Below are 18903 nucleotides of genomic sequence, written 5' to 3' on the forward strand. Positions count from 1 at the left end.
CCGCCCCTGTGTGTCATCAGGGTGTGTCGATCAGGCCGGGCTTACTTGCCCGAGCCAATGCACTTCTTGGCCACGGTGTCGTAGTTGCCGCAGTTCAGAGCCGAGGTCCAATCGGCCTTGAGGTTCTTGGAGTCGTCCAGGATCGGCGACCAGGCGGCGCCCGGGACCAGGCCCGGCGTCTTCCACACCACGTCGAACTGGCCGTTGGCCTCGATCTCGCCGATCAGCACCGGCTTGGTGATGTGGTGGTTCGGCAGCATCTCCGACACGCCGCCGGTCAGGTTCGGGACCTTGATGCCGACGATGCCGTCGATGACCTTGTTCGGGTCCGTCGTGCCGACCTTCTTGACCGCTTCGACCCACATGTTGAAGCCGATGACGTGCGCTTCCATCGGATCGTTGGTCACGCGCTTGGGGTTCTTGGTGAAGGTCTGCCAGGACTTGATGAACGCCTCGTTGGTCGGGTTCTTGACCGACTGGAAGTAGTTCCAGGCCGCGAGATGGCCGACCAGCGGCTTGGTGTCGACGCCGGCGAGCTCTTCCTCGCCGACCGAGAACGCCACGACCGGGATGTCCTTGGCCTTGATGCCCTGGTTGCCGAGCTCCTTGTAGAACGGGACGTTGGCGTCGCCGTTGATGGTCGAGACCACTGCCGTCTTCTTGCCGGCCGAGCCGAACTTCTTGATGTCCGCCACGATCGACTGCCAGTCGGAGTGACCGAACGGCGTGTAGTTGATCATGATGTCTTCCTTGGCGACGCCCTTCTGCAGCAGGTACGCCTCGAGGATCTTGTTGGTCGTGCGCGGATAGACGTAGTCGGTGCCCGCCAGGACCCAGCGCTTCACCTCGCCGCCGTCCTTGCTCATCAGGTAGTCGACCGCCGGGATCGCCTGCTGGTTCGGCGCGGCGCCGGTGTAGAACACGTTGCGCTGGCTCTCCTGGCCCTCGTACTGCACCGGGTAGAACAGGATGCCGTTCAGCTCCTCGAACACCGGCAGAACCGACTTGCGGCTGACCGAGGTCCAGCAGCCGAACACCGCGGCGACCTTGTCCTTCTGCAGCAGCTCGCGCGCCTTCTCGGCGAACAGCGGCCAGTTCGACGCCGGGTCGACGACCACCGCCTCGAGCTTCTTGCCGAGCAGACCGCCCTTCTTGTTCTGCTCGTCGATCAGCATCAGCATGACGTCCTTCAGGGTCGTCTCGCTGATCGCCATCGTGCCGGATAGGGAATGGAGGATGCCGACCTTGATCGTATCCCCTGCTTGCGCGAACGCGCTGCCCGCGGCGCCGGCCAGCAGGCCGGCGGCGACGAGGCTCGTCCGAAAGATCGAACCCAACTTCATCCCGCTTCTCCTTGTTCTTCTCCGACGGAATACCCCCGCCGGAGCCCAAGAAAGCGAGAAGCGTGCCAACCCGGCCCGGAGGCCGGGAAATGGGGCCCAATGGCCTGTTAGTGGGCCGCCAGCACCAGCGCGCCGCCAACCATGACGAGGCCGCCCAAGGCCCGCATCCCCAGGTTGCCGGTCAGCCGCTGGGCAACCCAGCCGAGTCCCAGGCCCACGGCATGGAGCAGGGCGGTCGCCGCCAGGAAGCCCAGCATGTAGCTGCCCGGGTCGCCGGCCGGCGCCTCGGCGGCGTGGGAATAGCCGTGCAGCGCGGCAAACCAGCCGACCAGCAGCATGGCGGTGGCGAGCGGCAGCCGCACGGCGGCCACGACAAGGCCACCGAGCATGAAAACCGAGGCCAGGATGCCCGCCTCCGAGAAGGGCAGTTTTATGCCCGCGAATCCGGCAGCTGCCCCAAAGGCCATCATCAGCATGAAGGCGGCCGGGACCCAGAAGGAAGCGGCCGGCCGGCGGGTCGCCAGGAAGGCCGCCCACATGCCCACCGCCACCATCGCCAGGAGATGGTCGGCGCCGATCAACGGGTGGAGGAAACCCGATTCGGCATGGCCCGGATGGGCGAAGGCCGGGCTGGCGATCGCCAGAAACAAAGCTGACAAAGCGAGGATACGGGGCATCGCGTATTTTTCTCCCATTCTCAGCGGACGGGCAAGCCGCCCTGGCGGACGATGAAGGCCGCGATCTCGTCGACGCCCTTGTTCTCCTTGAGGTTGGAGAACAGGAACGGCCGCTGGCCGCGCATCTTGCGGGCGTCGCGGTCCATGACGTCGAGATTGGCGCCGACCAGCGGCGCGAGGTCGATCTTGTTGATCACCAGCAGGTCGGAGCGGGTGATGCCCGGCCCGCCCTTGCGCGGGATCTTCTCCCCGGCGGCGACATCGATGACGTAGATCGTGAGATCGGCCAGCTCGGGCGAGAAGGTCGCGGCGAGATTGTCGCCACCCGATTCGACGAACACCACCTCGACGGCGGGCCATTTGCGCACGATGTCCGATACAGCGGCGAGATTGATCGAGGCGTCCTCGCGGATCGCGGTGTGTGGGCAGCCGCCGGTCTCGACGCCGACGATGCGCTCGGGCGCGAGCGCGCCGGCGCGGGTCAGGAACTCGGCGTCCTCCTTGGTGTAGATGTCGTTGGTGACCACGGCCAACTCGTAGGTCTCGCGCATCTTCTTGCACAGCCGCTCGACCAGGGCAGTCTTGCCCGAGCCGACCGGTCCGCCCACGCCCACCCGCAAGGGGCCTCGCATCGTCATCTCATATTCCCTGTGCCAACAAAGCCATCAAGCCGGTCGCCAGGATCATGCAGAGCGGCGAATAGAGTTGCATGTCCCAGGTGGCGAACGGCTCGGTCGAGAAGCGCGCCCGCCAGCGCGGACTATAGCCGGCCGAGCCCCGCACGAAAAAGATCGCCGCCGCGACGATGCCGACCACCAGCACTGGCGGGCTGTCCGGATGCGCCAGCATCGCCCACGGCCACGCCGCCACGATCAGCAGCAGGAGGGCGACACCGAAGCAGGCCCAGGGCGGCGGCATCCGCGTGCGGCCATCGCCGATCACGGCGCGCGCCAGATCGGCGGTATTGCGCGCCGGCCAGATGCCGCCCAAGCCCCAGTAGACATGCAGCGCGGCAATCGCCGTGAATGCCGCCGTGAGGACGGCCGCCAGCCAGGTCATGAGCGGAACAGCCGGGTATACTGCGTCTCGTGACGCATCGAGCACCAGTCGAGCAGCGGCGTGGCGGTGCCGACCTCGTCGAGATCGCCGGCCAGCGCCGCCTGCACGGCCATGCGCACGGCAGGCTCCAGGCTCGCCAGCGCGATCTGGCCGTCGCTCTGCCCCAACGGCACGGCGCGCACCGCGGCCGAGATCAGGTTGGCGGTGAAGGCCTGCAGGTAGCCTTCGAGCGCGGCCTCCAACGCGATGCCGTGCGCCGCCGCCGCCAGCGCGACGGCGACCGGCAAGGCGATCTCGCCAACCAGACGCTGATGCGCCGCGTCGAGATCGGGATGCGGCCAGGCCGTGCGGGTGATCGACAGGAACGAGCCGCCCTGCTGGCGCGATTCCAGCGCCATCTCCGACGTGCCGCGCCAGGCCGCAGCGCGTCCGGCGACCGCATCGAAGGCCGGCCAGTCCTTCGCCTCGGCCGCGCGCCACGCTGATGCGAACAGCGCGCCGTCGACCCGGCCGGTGCCGGCACCAAGCACGGTTTGCAGCCAGGCGACCAGCGAGGCGCGATTGATGACGAAGCCCTCCTCGATCGCGGTCTCGATGCCGTGGCTGTAGCTGAAGCCGCCGATCGGATAGGCCGGCGACAGCCACGCGAGCAGGCGATAGAGCGGCTCAGCCATGGCGCTCGGCGTGCAGCGCGCCGTGGCGATGGTCGGGATCGTGGTTGTGCTGGCCGTAGGCGCCGCCTTCGGGATCGAAGGGGCTGCGGACCTTGCGCACCTCTGCGCCGAGGCCCTTCAGCATGTCGATGATCACATGGTCGTCGCGGATCAGGATGCGGTCACCCTCGATCTGCGCCGGCAGGTGGCGGTTGCCGAGATGCCAGGCGAGGCGCGCGAACGAGGCGGCGTCGCGGCCCTTCACCTCGACCAGGTCCTCCTCGGCCGCCCTGACCTCGACGTAGCCGCCCTCCTCCAGCCTGAGCCCGTCGCCGCCGTGCAGCACGGCCGGCTCGATCAGGTCGAGCAGGAAGTCGAGCCCGCCGTCGCCCAGCATGCGCAGGCGGCGGCGATAGCGGTCGTCGAACAGCAAGGTGACGGTGTCGGCGCGCTCGGCCAACGGCCAGCGCCCGGAGCGAACGACGTCGATGGCGCGTTTCATGGGCTGCCTTTTGTCATCCCGAGCGCCCACCGTGTCATCCCGAGCGAAGCGAGGGATCTATGATGCGCCCTAGATCCCTCGCTACGCTCGGGATGACAAGCTTTGCGGTTCATCGCTCGTGCGTCAAAACAGGAAGTAGCGCTGCGCCATGGGCAGCACCTCGGCGGGCTCGCAAGTCAGCAGCTCGCCGTCGGCACGGACCTCGTAGGTCTCGGGATCGACCTCGATCTTCGGACAGAGCGAATTGTGCACCATGTCCTTCTTGCCGATCTTGCGCGTGCCCTTCACCGCCGCGAGCGGCCTTGCGAGGCCCCACTTCTTCGCCACGCCCTTGGCGATCGCCGCCGCAGACGTGAAGATCACCGGGCTGGCCACCAGGCTTCTACCATAGGCGCCGAACATCGGCCGGTAGTGGACCGGCTGCGGCGTCGGGATCGAGGCGTTGGGATCGCCCATCGGCGCCGCGGCGATCGAGCCGCCGATCAGCACCATGTCGGGCTTGGCGCCGAAGAAGGCCGGCGCCCAGATCACCAGGTCGGCGCGTTTGCCGACCTCGACCGAGCCGACATGGCGCGAGATGCCGTGGGTGATCGCGGGGTTGATCGTGTATTTGGCGACGTAGCGCTTGGCGCGGACGTTGTCGTTGTCGCCGGTCTCCTCCTTCAGGCGTCCGCGCTGCTTCTTCATCTTGTCGGCGGTCTGCCAGGTGCGGATCACGACCTCGCCGACGCGGCCCATCGCCTGGCTGTCGGACGACATCATCGAGAAGGCGCCCATGTCGTGGAGGATGTCCTCGGCCGCGATCGTCTCCTTGCGGATACGGCTCTCGGCGAAGGCCACGTCCTCGGGGATGCGCGCATCGAGGTGATGGCAGACCATCAGCATGTCGAGATGCTCGTCCACGGTGTTGACCGTGTAAGGCATCGTCGGGTTGGTCGACGACGGCAGCACGTTCTTCTCGCCGGCCAGCCGGATGATGTCGGGCGCATGGCCGCCGCCGGCGCCCTCGGTATGGAAGGTGGCGATGGCGCGGCCCTTGAAGGCGGCGCGCGTGGTCTCGACGAAGCCCGATTCGTTCAGCGTGTCGGTGTGGATCGCAACCTGCACGTCCATGCGGTCGGCGACGGTCAGGCAGTTGTCGATCGCCGCCGGCGTGGTGCCCCAGTCCTCGTGCAGCTTCAGCCCGCAGGCGCCGGCCTCGACCTGCTCCTTGATGCCGGCGGGCTTGCTGGTGTTGCCCTTGCCGAAGAAGCCGAGATTCATCGGCAGGCCTTCGGCCGCCTGCAGCATGCGGCCCATGTGCCACGGGCCCGGCGTCACCGTGGTGGCGAGCGTGCCGTGCGCCGGGCCGGTGCCGCCGCCCATCATGGTGGTGACGCCGCTATAGAGCGCGTCGTCGATCTGCTGCGGGCAGATGAAGTGGATGTGGCAGTCGACGCCGCCGGCGGTGACGATCTTGCCCTCGCCCGCGATCGCTTCGGTGCCCGGCCCGATGACGATGGTCACGCCCGGCTGGACATCGGGATTGCCGGCCTTGCCGATGCCGACGATGCGGCCGTCCCTGAGGCCGATGTCGGCCTTCACGATCCCCCAATGGTCGAGGATCAGGGCGTTGGTGATCACCGTGTCGACCGCGCCTTGCGCCCGCGTGCGCTGGCTCTGGCCCATGCCGTCGCGGATCACCTTGCCGCCGCCGAACTTCACCTCCTCGCCGTAGATCGTGTGGTCCTTCTCGACCTCGATGAAGAGGTCGGTGTCGGCGAGCCGCACCTTGTCGCCCACCGTCGGCCCGAACATGCCGGCATAGGCAGCGCGCGAGATCCGCGTCGGGCCCTCGTTCGACGGCCCGACCTTGGCGATCGGCCCCAGCTTGCCCGAGACCTTGGCCTGGAAGCCGTGGCTCTCGCGGCTGCCGAGATAGGGCGTCAGCCGCACGGTGCGCGACTGGCCGGGCTCGAAGCGCACCGCGGTGCCGGCGGCGATGTCGAGCCGCATGCCCCTGGCGCGCTTGCGGTCGAACTTCAGCGCCTCGTTGGTCTCGAAGAAGTGGTAATGGCTGCCCACCTGGATCGGCCGGTCGCCGCTGTTGGCGACCTCGATCGTGATCGGATTGCGGTTCTTGGCGGCATTGAGCTCGAGGTCGCCCTTCGCAGGCAGGATCTCACCGGGCTTCATGGGCGTCCCTCAGCGGATCGGGTTGTGGACGGTGACGAGCTTGGTGCCGTCGGGGAAGGTCGCCTCGACCTGGATCTCGTAGATCATCTCGGCCACCCCCTCCATCACCTGCTCGCGGCGGATCACGGTGCCGCCGTCGCGCATCAGATCGGCGACCGAGCGGCCGTCGCGTGCGCCCTCGACGACGAAATCGGTGATCAGCGCCACCGCCTCGGGATGGTTGAGCCTGACGCCGCGCTCCAGCCTGCGGCGCGCCACGGTGGCCGCCATGGCGACCAGCAGCTTGTCCTTCTCCCGCGGCGTCAGATTCATGGGCTTCGTTTCCCCCTCGATTTCACTATAGAGCGAGCATCAAATATGCCAAATGCGCTTCCCGTCCCACCCGTCCCAGGGGGCCATGGGACGGCTTCGATGCCGATGGCATCGGCATCGAAGGCCTGCGAGTCCCAAAAATTTTTTGACCGAAGCCCGGCTCTGCAAGACGCGCCCCCGTATGCACGGCTCGGGCTCAGCAAGAAGTTTTCACCGGCGCGGCGAGCCTTTATCCACAGCCCTTCAGACGTGCCAAACGCGCGGCAGGCGACGCCCACGGAAATCGCCGAGAAAGCGCGTCGTGGCGGCCCGCACCGCCGTCGCCTCGCCCAGCAGGCGCGCGACCATGATGCCGTTCACCAGGGTCACGCCCGCCCGCACCGCGTCTGCGCTTTCGAGCAGCGCCCGCGCCCTCTCGAACCTTGCCTGCGGCTCGTCCCACACGCCGATGATCGTGGCCAGCGCATTGGCCGGGCCGAAGCCCGCGCCGGCCGGCGTCTCGCCCTCGACGCGCAAGGTATCGGTCCAGGCGAGCTTGCCGGCGCGCCGCACCGACCAGGAGTCGAGCAGCAGGCCCCCGGTGAAGCGCTCGCCCGAGGCGGCGCGGCCCAGCACCACCGTCTCGCAGGCGAGCAGCGAGCCGCCGGCGGCGACATCGGCCACCGTCCGGCGCTTCAGGCGCGCGCCCTGGAACACGATGGTCTCCTGCGGCAGCCAGTCGAGGCTCGCGCCCTCGCCCACCGCCACGGCGATGTCCATGGCGCAGTGCTCGGCGGACCGGGCGGCGCGATAGATCTTCTCCGCCGCCTGGGTCGCGGCGACGGCGGTCGCGCCCGGCCCGACCTCGACAGCCATCGTGAGGGAATCGCCGTCGGTGACGCCGCCCGAGGTGGTGACCAGCACCGCCTGCGGCGGCTCGCCGGGCTCCGGGTCGGGGAACAACACCCGGCAGGGATCGCGTTGATAGAGATCGGCAAGCCGCGTCTGCCCGTCCCGCATGGCGAAGACCACGCGGCTGTGGCCGGAGGCACGCTGCAGGCGGGGTCGGCTGACGTCCATCGGCCCCGTTGATAGAGTAAGGACCGACATGAGCAAAGCCTTCACCAAGGAAGACGACGGCGCGGACGACGACGACCTGCCGGAAGAGTCCGGCGGCCTGCCGCTCGCCGCCAAGAACTACATGACGCCCGCGGGCTTCGCGCGGATGCGCGAGGAGCTCGATTCGCTGATGCGCAAGGAGCGGCCCGAGGTGGTGAAGGTCGTGAGCTGGGCCGCGGGCAACGGCGACCGCTCGGAGAACGGCGACTACATCTACGGCAAGAAGCGGCTGCGCGAGATCGACCGCCGCGTCCGCTATCTCAGCAAGCGGCTGGCCAACGCCGAGGTCGTCGATCCGGCCAAGCGCGCCAGGACCGACCAGGTGTTCTTCGGCGCCACGGTGACCTATGCCAACGGCCGCGGCGAGGAGCGCACCATCAAGATCGTCGGCGTCGACGAGGTCGAGCTCGACAAGGGACACGTGAGCTGGATCTCGCCGATCGCCAAGGCGCTGCTCAAGGCCGAGGAAGGCGACGTCGTGAAGATGCGCACGCCGCAGGGCATCGACGAGATAGAGGTCATCAAAGTCGTCTATGCCTGACGCGGGACGAATCGGGGGGAGGCATGAAATCCAAGGCTTCTTCGTACGTCGTCAACGGACGGCTATCCGACGTCCTGGCCCTCATCCAGGTTCTCGCGCTGGACAAGCACGCACATCGAAGCGCGGAGGGATTGGCGAGAGGGCTGCAAGGCCCTCCCGGTTCGGCCTCGTCGTGGTCGGATGTAGCCGAGAAGCACCCGGAATTCTTTCGGCTTTCAAGCGGCACGAATCGGGTTTCTCTTGTCGCTCGGCACGTGACGCCCCGCGAAGCCGACGATTCGCGAAAACCCCTCGATGCCGACTACACGGCAACCCTGCTCGAGCTCGCGGTCGAGCTGCACGACCGGGAGGTCAAGCGCGCAGAACGATGGCAGGTATGGATGCCTCTGGCCGTCGCCATCACGGCCGGTGTCTTCACCGTTTTTGGCGTCCTCCTGAAAAGTGTACTGGACGTCAACTGATTTGCCGGTGGCCACCGCCGGTCACATCGCGATCAATGCCAGGTCCTGGAACCAGCTCTGCGCCTGGACGTAGGTCTTGATGCGCGGCGACAGCGCCCGCGGCATGGTGTCGTGATAGACCTAGACCATCGCCGCATCGTCGACCGCCCTGGCGTGGATCTGCGCCGCCAGCGCATCCTGCTTGGCGCCGCGGTCCGGCTGGCCGGTGGTCAGCGGGATGTCGGTCATCGGAATGCCGTAACGCACAACCTTCTCCTGCGCCCAGGCGACCGGTGGCAGACCGAGTGCGGCGGTCCCGGCGAGGAGCGAACGGCGTGACAGCGTCATGATGCGGACCCCTGCGTAATACACGGCCAGCTATGCGACTCCTGTGCCAGACCATCGTTGCCGCCTAGCGAACCGAGGCCTAGGCTCGATCACGGTCGCGTAAGCGTTGCCCACCAGAAAACTTCCGGAGGAGAACGCCATGTCGCAGCAACAACGCGCGCCTCATGTGTCACGCCGCGGCGTGATCGGCGCCGCCGGCGCCACCGTCCTGCTGGCACCCGCCATCGTCCGTGCGCAGACGCCGACGCCCGCCCCGCCCGCGGGCCCGGCCGCGCCCGCCACCACCATCACCACGCCGCCGCGCGACTTCAGCCCGCGCGGCGCGCCGACCACCTACTTCTGGGACCCCGACATCATCGACGTCGATCCATCGTTCAAGGGGCTCGCCCAGCCCAACGCTGCGATCAAGCGGCTATGGACCGGCGCGCTGTGGGCCGAAGGCCCGGCCTGGAACTCGGTCGGCCGCTACCTGATCTGGAGCGACATCCCCAACAACCGGCAACTACGCTGGATCGAGGACGACGGCCACGTGAGCGTGTTCCGCTCGCCGTCCAACAACAGCAACGGCAACACCTTCGACTTCCAGGGCCGCCAGCTTTCCTGCGAGCACCTGACGCGCCGCGTGACGCGCTACGAGACCGACGGCTCGGTCGTGGTCATCGCCGACAAGTACAACGGCAAGCGGCTCAATTCGCCCAACGACGTCGTGGCGCATCCCGACGGCAGCTACTGGTTCACCGATCCGCCCTACGGCGGCCAGCTCTACGAGGGCACGACCGATGCGGCCGGCGGGCCGAGCAATCCCGCCGGCAAGATCAATCCCAGGCTCGGCCAGGCGGAGGGCATCGGCGAGTTCAAGCGCGAGCTGCCGACCGGCACCTACCGCGTCGACACCGCCGGCAAGGTCGAGCTGGTGGTCGGCGAGGACCAGGTGCCCGATCCGAACGGCCTCTGCTTCTCGCCCGACTACAAGAAGCTCTACGTCGTCAGCACCGGCAAGGGACCGGGCGACACCGGGCCCGGCGGCAAGGGCGACGTCTGGGTGTTCGACATCGGCGCCGATCACAAGGCGAGCAACGGCAAGCGGTTCTCCGACTTCATGATCGACGGCATCAAGTGCGGCCCCGACGGCGTGCGCTGCGACGTGTTCGGCAATGTCTGGGCCTCGAGCAATGCCGGCCGCAACCTGGGCTACAGCGGCGTCACCTGCTGGTCGCCCGAAGGCAAGCTGCTGGGCCGCATCCGGCTGCCGGAAGTGTGCGGCAACATCAGCTTCGGCGGCCCCAAGCGCAACCGGCTGTTCATGGCGGCGAGCCAGTCGCTCTACGCCGTCTACACCGCGACGCAGGGCGCCGCGCCGGCCTAACGCTTGAGGCTTTCGAGCAACCGATCGACGAAGCTCGGCGAATAGCCGAGCAACGATCCTGAATCGGCCAGCTCCTTCTCGAGCTGGCCGAGAGCTGAAACGAACGAGCCGCCCTGCGCCAGCGCCTTCTCGACGATCGCGCCGGCCTTCGCCTTGCCCATCGTCTCCGCCAGCAGGAACGTCGCCCGCTCGGCGAAGACTGCCGCCTCGGTCGCATCCATGTTGGCCTGGATCGCGGCGGTGTCGATCGCGAGGCCGGGCGCCACCTCTTTCATGGCCTCGACCGCAGAGCCCAGGGTCTCGCACAGCGCCGCCAAAGTCGGCCATTCCGACTGCCAGCCGCCCAGCGCGCGCTCGTGCTCCTGCACCATGCCGCCGACGACGGTCGCGGCGAGCTGGGGTGCGCGGTTGGCGGCGGCCAGCGTCAGCGCCGCGCCGACCGGGTTTCGCTTGTGCGGCATGGTCGAGGAGCCGCCGCGGCCGGGGCCCGACGGCTCGGCCGCCTCGCCGACCTCGATCTGCATCATCAGCGAGATGTCGCGGGCGGCCTTGCCCAGCGCGCCGCAGACCAGGGCGATGTCTTGCGCCAGCGCCGCGACGCGCACGCGCTGCGTGAACCACGGCGCCGGCGGCAACGGCAACGCCAGCTCCTGCGCCAGAACCGTCATCACCGCCTCGGCCTTGTCGCCCAGCGCCGACAGCGAGCCCGAGGCGCCGCCGAACTGCACGACCCGACTCTCGGCGTAGCTCTCCGCCAGGCGCTGCTTCGCGCGGTCGAGATCGGATGCCCAGCCGGCGATCTTCTGGCCGAGCGCCAGCGGTGTCGCCGGCTGCAGCAGCGTGCGGCCGAGCATCGGCGTCGCGCGATGCTTCTCGGCGTGAGCCGCAAAAGCCGCGACGATGGCCTCGATGTCCTTCAGCAAAGGCGGCAGCGCCTCGCCGAGCTGCAGCACCATCGCGGTGTCCAGCACGTCCTGGCTGGTGGCACCCCAATGGACGTAGTCGGCGGCGTCCTTGTCGCGCCTGGCGACTTCCGCAGTCAGCGCCTTGACCACCGGCACGGTCAGCGTCGCGGTACGGCGCGCCGCCTCGGCGAGCGGCGCGGGATCGTAGAGCGACGCATCGCAGGCAGCGGCGATGGTGGCGGCATGCTTCTTCGGGATCAGGCCGGCATCCGCCACGGCCTTCGCCAATGCCGCCTCGAAGCGCAGCATGTGGCGCAGCGTATTGCGGTCGGAGAAGGCGTCTGCGGTCGCCGCGGCGGCGCCCAGCGCGTTGACGAGCGCGCCCGCCATCAGACGTCGAAGAAGACGGTTTCGTTCGGACCGCCGAGATGGATCGGCAAGCGCCAGGCGCCCTTGGCGTCCTTCCTGGCGATCAGCGTCGAGCGCCGCGCCGGATCGACCATCTTCAGCACCGGATCCTCGGCGTTGGCCGGGTCGCCGTCGAAATAGAGCCGCGTCGCGACGCGGTTCAGCAAACCGCGGGCGAAGATCGAGACATTGATGTGCGGCGCCTGCATGCCGCCCGCCGGCCACGGCACGCGGCCGGGCTTTACGGTGTCGAAGGTGCTGCAGCCGTCGGTGAAGGTCGAGGCGCGGCCGTAGCCTTCGAAGCCGGCATCGAGCGGCAGGTTGCGGCGGTCCTCGGGATGGTTGTAGCGGCCATGGCTGTTGGCCTGCCAGATCTCGAACAGGCCGTCGGGCACGATGGCGCCCTCGGCGTCGTGCAGCACGAGCGCGACCGAGAGGCGCTCGCCGGCGACGCCCGGTGGTGCCAGGTCGGCGCGGTAGACCTTGACGATGGTGCCCCAGTAGAACGGGCCGATGGTCTGCGACGGCGTCGGCTGCATTTTCAGTTTTCCAGGGGCGTGGCGTTGCGGCCGCGCAGCACGATGTCGAACCTGTAGGCGAGCGCCCATTCGGGCCGCGTGCTCTCCATGTCGAACGCCGCCTGCAGGCGCTCGCGCGCGCCAGCCGGCACCGAATTGTAGATCGGGTCGTAGGCGAGCAGCGGATCGGCGGGGAAGTACATCTGGGTGATCAGGCGCGTCGCGAAGGCCGGCCCGAACAGCGAGAAGTGGATGTGCGCCGGCCGCCAGGCGTTGTGATGGTTCTTCCAGGGATAGGCGCCGGGCTTGATCGTGATGAACTGGTAGCCGCCATCCTCGTCGGCGCGCACCCGGCCGCCGCCGTAGAAGTTGGGATCGAGCGGCGCGTCGTGCTGGTCGCCGGGATGGTGATAGCGGCCGGCGGCATTGCACTGCCAGATCTCGACCATCGCCTTCGGAATGGCTTTGCCGTTCTCGTCGAGCACGCGGCCGTGCACGACGATGCGCTCGCCGAGCGGCTCGCCCGAGCGCTGCCGGGTGAGGTCGTTCTCCAGCGCATCCAGCCGCTCGGCCTCGAGCAGCGGGCCGGTGATCTCCGACAGGGTCTGCGGCAGCACGATCGCAGGCTGCCGCGGCGCGCGGCCGCCCGTCGACTTGTACTCGGGCGACAGGTTGGCCGGATGCGTGCCGGCGCCGGTGCGGCGATAGAGGTCCTGGGTCATGCGCGAAGCCTAGCCCAACTGTCGTCCTGAGCGAAGCGAAGGACCTAGCGCCTGCTCCAAAGAGCGCGTCCATGGCTGGCGCTAGGTCCTTCGCTGCGCTCAGGATGGCAGAAAACTCAGGCGGCGCGCATCTCCAGCCCCTTCGGCGTGGCGCGATAGCCGGTCAGGGTGCGATCGGCGTAGCCCAGCCGCCAATTCAGCATCTTCTGCGCATATTCGCCGACCCGGGCGGCATAGGCCGGATCGTCGGCGCGGTTCACGAACTGGCCGGGATCGGCCTTGAGGTCGAAGAACAGCGGCGGCAGGGCGGCGAAGTGGACGTACTTGTAGTTCTCGTCCTGCACCACCGCGAGGCCGCACTTGTCCATCGGCACGCCGAGCGCCGATTCGGGCTGGCTGTAGTGCAGGTCGCGGAAGTCGAACTCGTAGTGCACTTCGGTCCGCCAGTCGGACGGCGGGTTGCCCTCGACGAATGGCAGCAACGCCCGGCCGTCGCACTGGCGCGGCACCGGCAGGCCGAGCCATTCGAGAATGGTCGGCATGGTGTCGATGGTCTCGGTGAACTTCTCGACGATGGTGCCGCGCGTGCCGTTCGCCTCGGGCCGCGGATCGCGGACGATCAGCGGGATGCGATAGGATTCGTCGAAGTAGCCGATCTTGCCCAGCAGTTGATGGTCGCCGAGCTGCTCGCCGTGGTCGCAGGTGAAGACGATCAGCGTGTTGTCCCACTGCCCGGTCGCCTTGAGATAGGCGAAGACGCGGCCGAGATGGTCGTCGATCTCGCTCATCAGGCCGCAATAGGTGGCGCGCATCTGCGCCACCTCGGCCTCGCCCATCTCCGAGCCGGGCTTCTTGCCGTCCTGGAAGAACGACGCCTGCTTGATGTTGTTGACGTAGTAGGCGGTCAGCGCGTTCTGCCTGGCCTCCTCGGCCGGCGACGATGCGCGCACGACCTTCGGCATGTCCTCGGGCCGGTACATCGCGTTGTAGGGCGCCGGCGCGATGAACGGCGGATGCGGCCGGTAGTAGCCGAGATGCAAGAACCACGGCTTGCGGCCGTAGCCGCCGTCGCTATTGGCGCGCGCGGCGATGCCCTGCAGGTAGGCGAGCCCGCGCTCGGTGAACCACGCGGTGTCCGACAGCTCCTTCGGGATCACCGCCGGGTTCGCGGTTGCGCCGCCCGGCGAGGCGCCTTGCGGCAGCCAGACGTCGTCGCGGTTCTGCGGCAGCTTGAAGCCCTGGCTCGCCACCCAGCCGAAATAGGCGTCGCGGTTCTCGAACGCGCCGACCGAATGGAAGCCCTCCATGATGTCGCCCAGCACGAAGAAGCGCGGGTCGTTGGGCGCGGTGGTGCGCGGATCGGGCGTGGTCGTGGTGTAGCCGACCAGCGCCGGATCGTAGCCGCCGCGGCGCAGCTCGTGCGCGAGATTGGTGAAGCGCGCATCGAGCGGGATGGTGTTCTGCACCGCGCGGTGATTCATCAGGTAGAGCCCGGTCAGCAGGCTCGCCCGCGCCGGGCCGCACGGCACGGACTGCGTGAAATGGTTGCGGAAGGTCACGCCCTCGGCGCACAGCGCGTCGATGTTGGGCAGCTTGAGGTAATCCGCGCCGAGCTTGGGCAGCATCAGGCCGCGCCACTGGTCGACGACGATCAACAGGACATTCTTGCTGGCGGACATCGATCCCTCCTGCCGCTACAGTACGGACAAATCCGTGGAGGAGACAACACGTGGCTAATTTCAAGATCGTGACGACCGGGCCCGGCAACACCGATCATTCCCTGGAAATGGAATCCCTGGCCGCCCTGGGCGCCGAGATCGTCGAGGTAGCGGGCGACGATGCGGCCCTGCTGAAGGCGGTGGTCGACGCCGACGCGATCTACGGCAAGGGCCGGCCGCGCATCACCGCCAAGGTCATCGAGGCCGGCAAGAAGCTGAAGGTGGTGTCGCTAGGCAGCGTCGGCGTCGATTCGGTCGATGTCGAGGCGGCGACCGCGATGGGCGTCCCGGTCACCAACGTGCCCGACACCTTCATCGAGGAGGTCGCCGACCATGCCATGACCCTGATCCTCGCCTCGTGGCGCCGCCTGGTCGTGCAGGACCAGATGGTGCGCAAGGGCGAATGGGCCAAGGCGCGGCCGATGCTCTACCAGTTCCCGCGCCTGATGGGCATGACGCTGGGCTTCATCTCGTTCGGCCACGTCGCGCGCGGCGTCGCCAAGCGTGCCGCGCCGTTCGGCTTCCAGATGCTGGCCTACGATCCCTACATCGAGGAGCTGGTGATGAGCGAGCACGGCGTGCAGCCGGTCGGCTACGACGAGCTGCTGCAGCGCTCCGACATCATCTCGATGCACGCGCCCGGCACCAAGGACGCCCATCACCTGATGAAGGAGCAGCACTTCCGCAAGATGAAGAAGACGGCGCTGTTCGTGAACACCGGCCGCGGCTCGACGGTCGACGAGCCGGCGCTGATCAAGGCGCTGCAGGAAGGCTGGATCGCCGGCGCCGGCCTCGACGTGCTCGAGACCGAGCCGGTCGGCCACAACAATCCGCTGCTCGGCATGGACCAGGTCATCCTGACGGCGCATGTCGCCTCGGCGTCGGACCGCTTCGACAAGGCGCGCAAGCGCCGCGTCGGTGCCGAGCTGTCGCTGGTGCTGTCGGGCAAGTGGCCGCGCGCCTGCGTCAACCCGATGATCCTGGAGAAGTCCAAGCTGCAGCGCTGGCAGCCCTACTCGATGGAGCGCGGGCCGGGCAACTGACAGCATCACGCATCGCGAGACGCTGTCATCCCGAGCGTAGCGAGGGGATCTTTCCTGCAACCGAAAGATCCCTCGCTTGCGCTCGGGATGACGAGTGTGGCTGCGGCGCCGCTCAGTGCTTCAGCGCCTTCGTCCGCTCGTGATCGCGGATGTTGCGCTCGCACTCGGCCAGGCTGACGAACGGGCCGAGCACGACGTGCTCGGCATCGTCCAGGGCGTACCAGCCGGGCTCTGAGACGCAGTAGTCGCCCACGTCCTGTTCGGCGACGTGGGCGGCAAAGAGATCGGGACTGCTGGGCAGCATGGTCAGCCTCGTCGCGTCCAATCCTCGAGGTTCGCCGCTCCCGGCGGGACCTCCCCCTTCACCAGCGCCTCGACCTGACGGACGGTGTCGAACGCCTGGCTTTCGCTCGCTGGAGGGGTCAGACCCCCGATATGGGGCGTCGCGATAACGTTTTCCAGCCGGGCGAGTTCCGGCGACGGCATCTGGTCGGCTGCCCGGCCGACATCCATCGCAGCACCGGCGATGCGGTTTTCCGTCAGCACCTGCAAAAGCGCCTTTTCGTCGACAAGATTGCCGCGCGACATGTTGATGAAGAAGGCGTCCGGCTTCATGCGGGCGAAGGCGGCCGCGTTGACCAGATTCTCGGTCTCCTCGTTGGCGATCGCCAGGCAGACGACGTAGTCGGATTCGGCCATCAGCGCCGGCAGGTCGCGCTTCTCGAACCGCCGGTCGTCGACCTGCGCATAGGGATCGGACACCAGCACCTTCATCCCGAGCGTCGCCAGCACCGGCGCGAGCGCGCGGCTGATGCGGCCATAGCCGATGATGCCGACCGTGCTGCCGCCAAGCTGCCGGCCGACCCGGATCTCCGGTTTCTCGCCGCGGTGATAGGCTGCTGCCGCGCGGCTCATCCCCCGGGAAAGATCGACCAGCAGGCCCACCGTCAGCTCGACCACCGACGGCACGAAGCCCGCCTCGGCATGGGCGACCAGCACGCCCGCCTTGGAGGCCGCCGCCTGGTCGATGTTGCGGATGTCGATGGCGCTGCGCATCACGACCTTGAGCTTCGGCAAGGCGGAGAAGACCTCGGCCGGAACAGGAGTGGCGCGGTCGGCAATGATGAAGTCGACGTCCTGCGCGGCCGTGATCAGGCCCTTTGCGTCGAGCGGCGCGTCGCCCTCGTGCAACTTGACCTCGACCAGCTCGTGCAGGCGAGCGAGCGCCCGGTCGCCGTAGTATTGGCGGCGGGCTTGCGGAACGTGGGTGAGCAGCAGTCTCGACATTTCAGGCTATGATCGGGGCCGACGGAGGAACATGCAATGACGACGGCCGCCAAGAAATCGCCCCAGGAGCTGCGCAGCGCCCGCTGGTTCGCGCCCGACGACCTGCGCGCCTTCGGCCACCGCTCGCGCGCCATGCAGATGGGCTACGGGCCGGAGGATTGGGTTGCCAAGCCGGTGATCGCCATCCTCAACACCTGGTCCGAGGCACAGCCCTGCCACATGCATTTCAAGAGCCGCGTCGACGACGTGAAGCGCGGCATCCTGCAGGCCGGCGGCTTCCCGATGGAGCTGCCGGCGCTGTCGCTGTCGGAGAGCTTTCTCAAGCCCACCACCATGCTCTACCGCAACCTGCTCGCCATGGACGCCGAGGAGCTTTTGCGCGGGCACCCCGTTGATGGCGTGGTGCTGATGGGCGGCTGCGACAAGACCACGCCGGCGCTGCTGCTCGGCGCGATCAGCATGAACCTCCCGGCGATCTACCTGCCGGCCGGGCCGATGCTGCGCGGCAACTGGAAGGGCAAGGTGCTGGGCTCCGGGTCGGACGCCTGGAAGTACTGGGACGAGCGGCGCGCCGGCAAGATCTCGGACGACGACTGGGTCGACGTCGAGGCCGGCATCGCGCGCAGCTACGGCACCTGCATGACCATGGGCACGGCCGCGACCATGATGGCGATGGCCGAGACGCTCGGCATGTCGCTGCCCGGCGCCTCGTCGATCCCGGCGGCCGACGCCAACCACATCCGCATGGCCGCCGAATCCGGCCGGCGCATCGTCGACATGGTGTGGGAGGATCTGACGCCGAGGAAGATCCTGTCGAAGAACGCCTTCCTCAACGCCATCGCCGCGGCGATGGCGGTCGGCTGCTCGACCAACGCCATCATCCATCTGATCGCGCTGGCCCGCCGCGCCGGCCATGAAGACGTCGGGCTCGACGATTTCGAGCGCGCCAGCCGAAAGGTGCCGGTGATCGCCAACATCCGGCCCTCCGGGACCACGTACCTGATGGAGGATTTCTTCTATGCCGGCGGCCTGCCCGGCCTGCTGGAGCAGATCCGCGACCACCTGCATCTCGACGTCCTGACCGTCACCGGCAAGACGCTGGGCGAGAATGTGAAGGGCGCGGAGATCTACAACGACGACGTGATCCGCACGGTCGCGAACCCGATCTACAAGGAGGGCGCGCTGGCGGTGCTGAAGGGCAACCTGGCGCCCGACGGCTGCGTGATCAAACCCTCGGCTTGCGCGGAAAAATTCCTGAAGCACACCGGGCCGGCGCTGGTGTTCGACGACTATCCGTCGATGAAGGCCGCGATCGACCGCGACGATCTCGACGTCACCGAGGACACCGTGCTGATCCTGCGCAACGCGGGCCCGCAGGGCGGGCCGGGCATGCCGGAATGGGGCATGCTGCCGATCCCGAAGAAGCTGGTGCAGCAGGGCGTGCGCGACATGGTGCGGCTCAGCGACAGCCGCATGAGCGGCACCAGCTACGGCGCCTGCATCCTGCACGTCTCGCCCGAGAGCTATATCGGCGGGCCGCTGGCGCTGGTGAAGACCGGCGACATGATCTCGCTCGATGTCGACAAGCGCACCATCGACATGAACGTGTCGGACGAGGAGCTGGCCAGACGCAAGGCGGCGTGGAAGAAGCCTGAAGCGCGCTACGAGCGCGGCTACGGCTGGATGTTCACCCGCCACATCAAGCAGGCCAACGAGGGCTGTGACTTCGACTTCCTCGAGACCAGGTTCGGCGCGCCGGTCGCCGAGCCGTCGATCTACTGAGGCACA

Annotated in this window: 20 protein-coding genes and 1 pseudogene; 5 read left to right on the forward strand and 16 right to left on the reverse strand. The window is 68.0% G+C overall.

The window, feature by feature from the left end; genetic code table 11:
- Positions 1–41: 41 nt before the first annotated feature.
- The 9 genes from urtA to J0J01_RS02985 form a co-directional block, all read right to left on the reverse strand.
- On the reverse strand, positions 42–1343 hold the full coding sequence (urtA, locus tag J0J01_RS02945; protein WP_296378681.1) for an urea ABC transporter substrate-binding protein: 1302 nt from the start codon (positions 1341–1343) through the stop codon (positions 42–44).
- Positions 1344–1450: 107 nt separating this feature from the next.
- Complete coding sequence (locus tag J0J01_RS02950; RefSeq protein WP_296378682.1) at positions 1451–2020, reverse strand: HupE/UreJ family protein; 570 nt, start codon at positions 2018–2020, stop codon at positions 1451–1453.
- A gap of 20 nt (positions 2021–2040) precedes the next feature.
- The gene (gene ureG, locus J0J01_RS02955; RefSeq protein WP_296378683.1) at positions 2041–2658 is read right to left on the reverse strand and encodes an urease accessory protein UreG; all 618 of its coding nucleotides are present in this window, start codon (positions 2656–2658) and stop codon (positions 2041–2043) included.
- 1 nt (position 2659) lies between these two features.
- Positions 2660–3079, reverse strand: coding sequence for a DUF3995 domain-containing protein (locus J0J01_RS02960; RefSeq protein WP_296378684.1), 420 nt, complete (start codon positions 3077–3079; stop codon positions 2660–2662).
- Entirely contained in the window at positions 3076–3753 is a 678-nt protein-coding gene (locus J0J01_RS02965; protein ID WP_296378685.1) for an urease accessory protein UreF, read from the reverse strand. Before J0J01_RS02965 ends, J0J01_RS02960 begins: the two co-directional genes overlap by 4 nt.
- A complete protein-coding gene (locus J0J01_RS02970) occupies positions 3746–4234 on the reverse strand; it encodes an urease accessory protein UreE (RefSeq protein WP_296378686.1) in 489 nt (162 codons plus the stop codon). Before J0J01_RS02970 ends, J0J01_RS02965 begins: the two co-directional genes overlap by 8 nt.
- A 123-nt stretch (positions 4235–4357) precedes the next feature.
- Positions 4358–6409, reverse strand: coding sequence for an urease subunit alpha (gene ureC / locus J0J01_RS02975; protein WP_296378687.1), 2052 nt, complete (start codon positions 6407–6409; stop codon positions 4358–4360).
- A 9-nt stretch (positions 6410–6418) separates the two neighbouring features.
- Positions 6419–6721: an urease subunit gamma gene (locus J0J01_RS02980; protein WP_296378688.1), complete on the reverse strand. Its 303-nt coding sequence runs from the start codon at positions 6719–6721 to the stop codon at positions 6419–6421.
- A 243-nt stretch (positions 6722–6964) separates the two neighbouring features.
- Positions 6965–7780 carry an urease accessory protein UreD gene (locus tag J0J01_RS02985; RefSeq protein ID WP_296378689.1) on the reverse strand — a complete coding sequence of 272 codons (816 nt, stop codon included), beginning with the start codon at positions 7778–7780 and terminating at the stop codon, positions 6965–6967.
- A gap of 28 nt (positions 7781–7808) precedes the next feature.
- Between J0J01_RS02985 and greB the strand changes: the two genes are divergently transcribed.
- Positions 7809–8360 (forward strand): transcription elongation factor GreB, encoded by a 552-nt coding sequence (greB, locus tag J0J01_RS02990; protein WP_365735761.1) that lies wholly within the window; start codon positions 7809–7811, stop codon positions 8358–8360.
- Between the two features lie 23 nt (positions 8361–8383).
- A complete protein-coding gene (locus tag J0J01_RS02995) occupies positions 8384–8821 on the forward strand; it encodes a hypothetical protein (RefSeq protein WP_296378690.1) in 438 nt (145 codons plus the stop codon).
- 21 nt (positions 8822–8842) lie between these two features.
- On the opposite strand, the pseudogene J0J01_RS03000 reads toward J0J01_RS02995, so the two are convergent.
- A pseudogene (locus tag J0J01_RS03000) lies at positions 8843–9007 on the reverse strand (ABC transporter substrate-binding protein); the annotation flags it as partial.
- Between the two features lie 280 nt (positions 9008–9287).
- Between J0J01_RS03000 and J0J01_RS03005 the strand changes: the two are divergent.
- Positions 9288–10514: an SMP-30/gluconolactonase/LRE family protein gene (locus tag J0J01_RS03005; protein WP_296378691.1), complete on the forward strand. Its 1227-nt coding sequence runs from the start codon at positions 9288–9290 to the stop codon at positions 10512–10514.
- Here the strand turns inward: J0J01_RS03005 and pcaB are convergent.
- From pcaB to J0J01_RS03025, 4 genes are all read right to left on the reverse strand, one after another.
- A complete protein-coding gene (pcaB, locus tag J0J01_RS03010) occupies positions 10511–11809 on the reverse strand; it encodes a 3-carboxy-cis,cis-muconate cycloisomerase (RefSeq protein WP_296378692.1) in 1299 nt (432 codons plus the stop codon). The two genes, J0J01_RS03005 and pcaB, sit on opposite strands and share 4 nt — an antisense overlap.
- Positions 11809–12366: a protocatechuate 3,4-dioxygenase subunit alpha gene (pcaG, locus tag J0J01_RS03015; protein ID WP_296378693.1), complete on the reverse strand. Its 558-nt coding sequence runs from the start codon at positions 12364–12366 to the stop codon at positions 11809–11811. Before pcaG ends, pcaB begins: the two co-directional genes overlap by 1 nt.
- A 2-nt stretch (positions 12367–12368) precedes the next feature.
- Complete coding sequence (gene pcaH / locus J0J01_RS03020) at positions 12369–13067, reverse strand: protocatechuate 3,4-dioxygenase subunit beta (RefSeq protein WP_296378694.1); 699 nt, start codon at positions 13065–13067, stop codon at positions 12369–12371.
- Between the two features lie 116 nt (positions 13068–13183).
- Positions 13184–14746, reverse strand: coding sequence for an alkaline phosphatase family protein (locus tag J0J01_RS03025; RefSeq protein ID WP_296378695.1), 1563 nt, complete (start codon positions 14744–14746; stop codon positions 13184–13186).
- Positions 14747–14796: 50 nt separating this feature from the next.
- On the opposite strand from J0J01_RS03025, the gene J0J01_RS03030 reads away from it, so the two are divergent.
- Complete coding sequence (locus J0J01_RS03030; protein ID WP_296378696.1) at positions 14797–15828, forward strand: C-terminal binding protein; 1032 nt, start codon at positions 14797–14799, stop codon at positions 15826–15828.
- Between the two features lie 112 nt (positions 15829–15940).
- Here the strand turns inward: J0J01_RS03030 and J0J01_RS03035 are convergent, their stop codons facing one another.
- The gene (locus J0J01_RS03035; protein ID WP_296378697.1) at positions 15941–16132 is read right to left on the reverse strand and encodes a hypothetical protein; all 192 of its coding nucleotides are present in this window, start codon (positions 16130–16132) and stop codon (positions 15941–15943) included.
- Between the two features lie 2 nt (positions 16133–16134).
- Positions 16135–17115 (reverse strand): NAD(P)-dependent oxidoreductase, encoded by a 981-nt coding sequence (locus J0J01_RS03040; RefSeq protein ID WP_296378698.1) that lies wholly within the window; start codon positions 17113–17115, stop codon positions 16135–16137.
- A gap of 36 nt (positions 17116–17151) precedes the next feature.
- Here J0J01_RS03040 and araD point away from each other — a divergent pair, with 36 nt between their 5' ends.
- The gene (gene araD / locus J0J01_RS03045; RefSeq protein ID WP_296378699.1) at positions 17152–18897 is read left to right on the forward strand and encodes an L-arabinonate dehydratase; all 1746 of its coding nucleotides are present in this window, start codon (positions 17152–17154) and stop codon (positions 18895–18897) included.
- Positions 18898–18903 lie beyond the last annotated feature (6 nt).

This window comes from Reyranella sp. (genome assembly GCF_017305915.1).
Taxonomy (GTDB): domain Bacteria; phylum Pseudomonadota; class Alphaproteobacteria; order Reyranellales; family Reyranellaceae; genus Reyranella.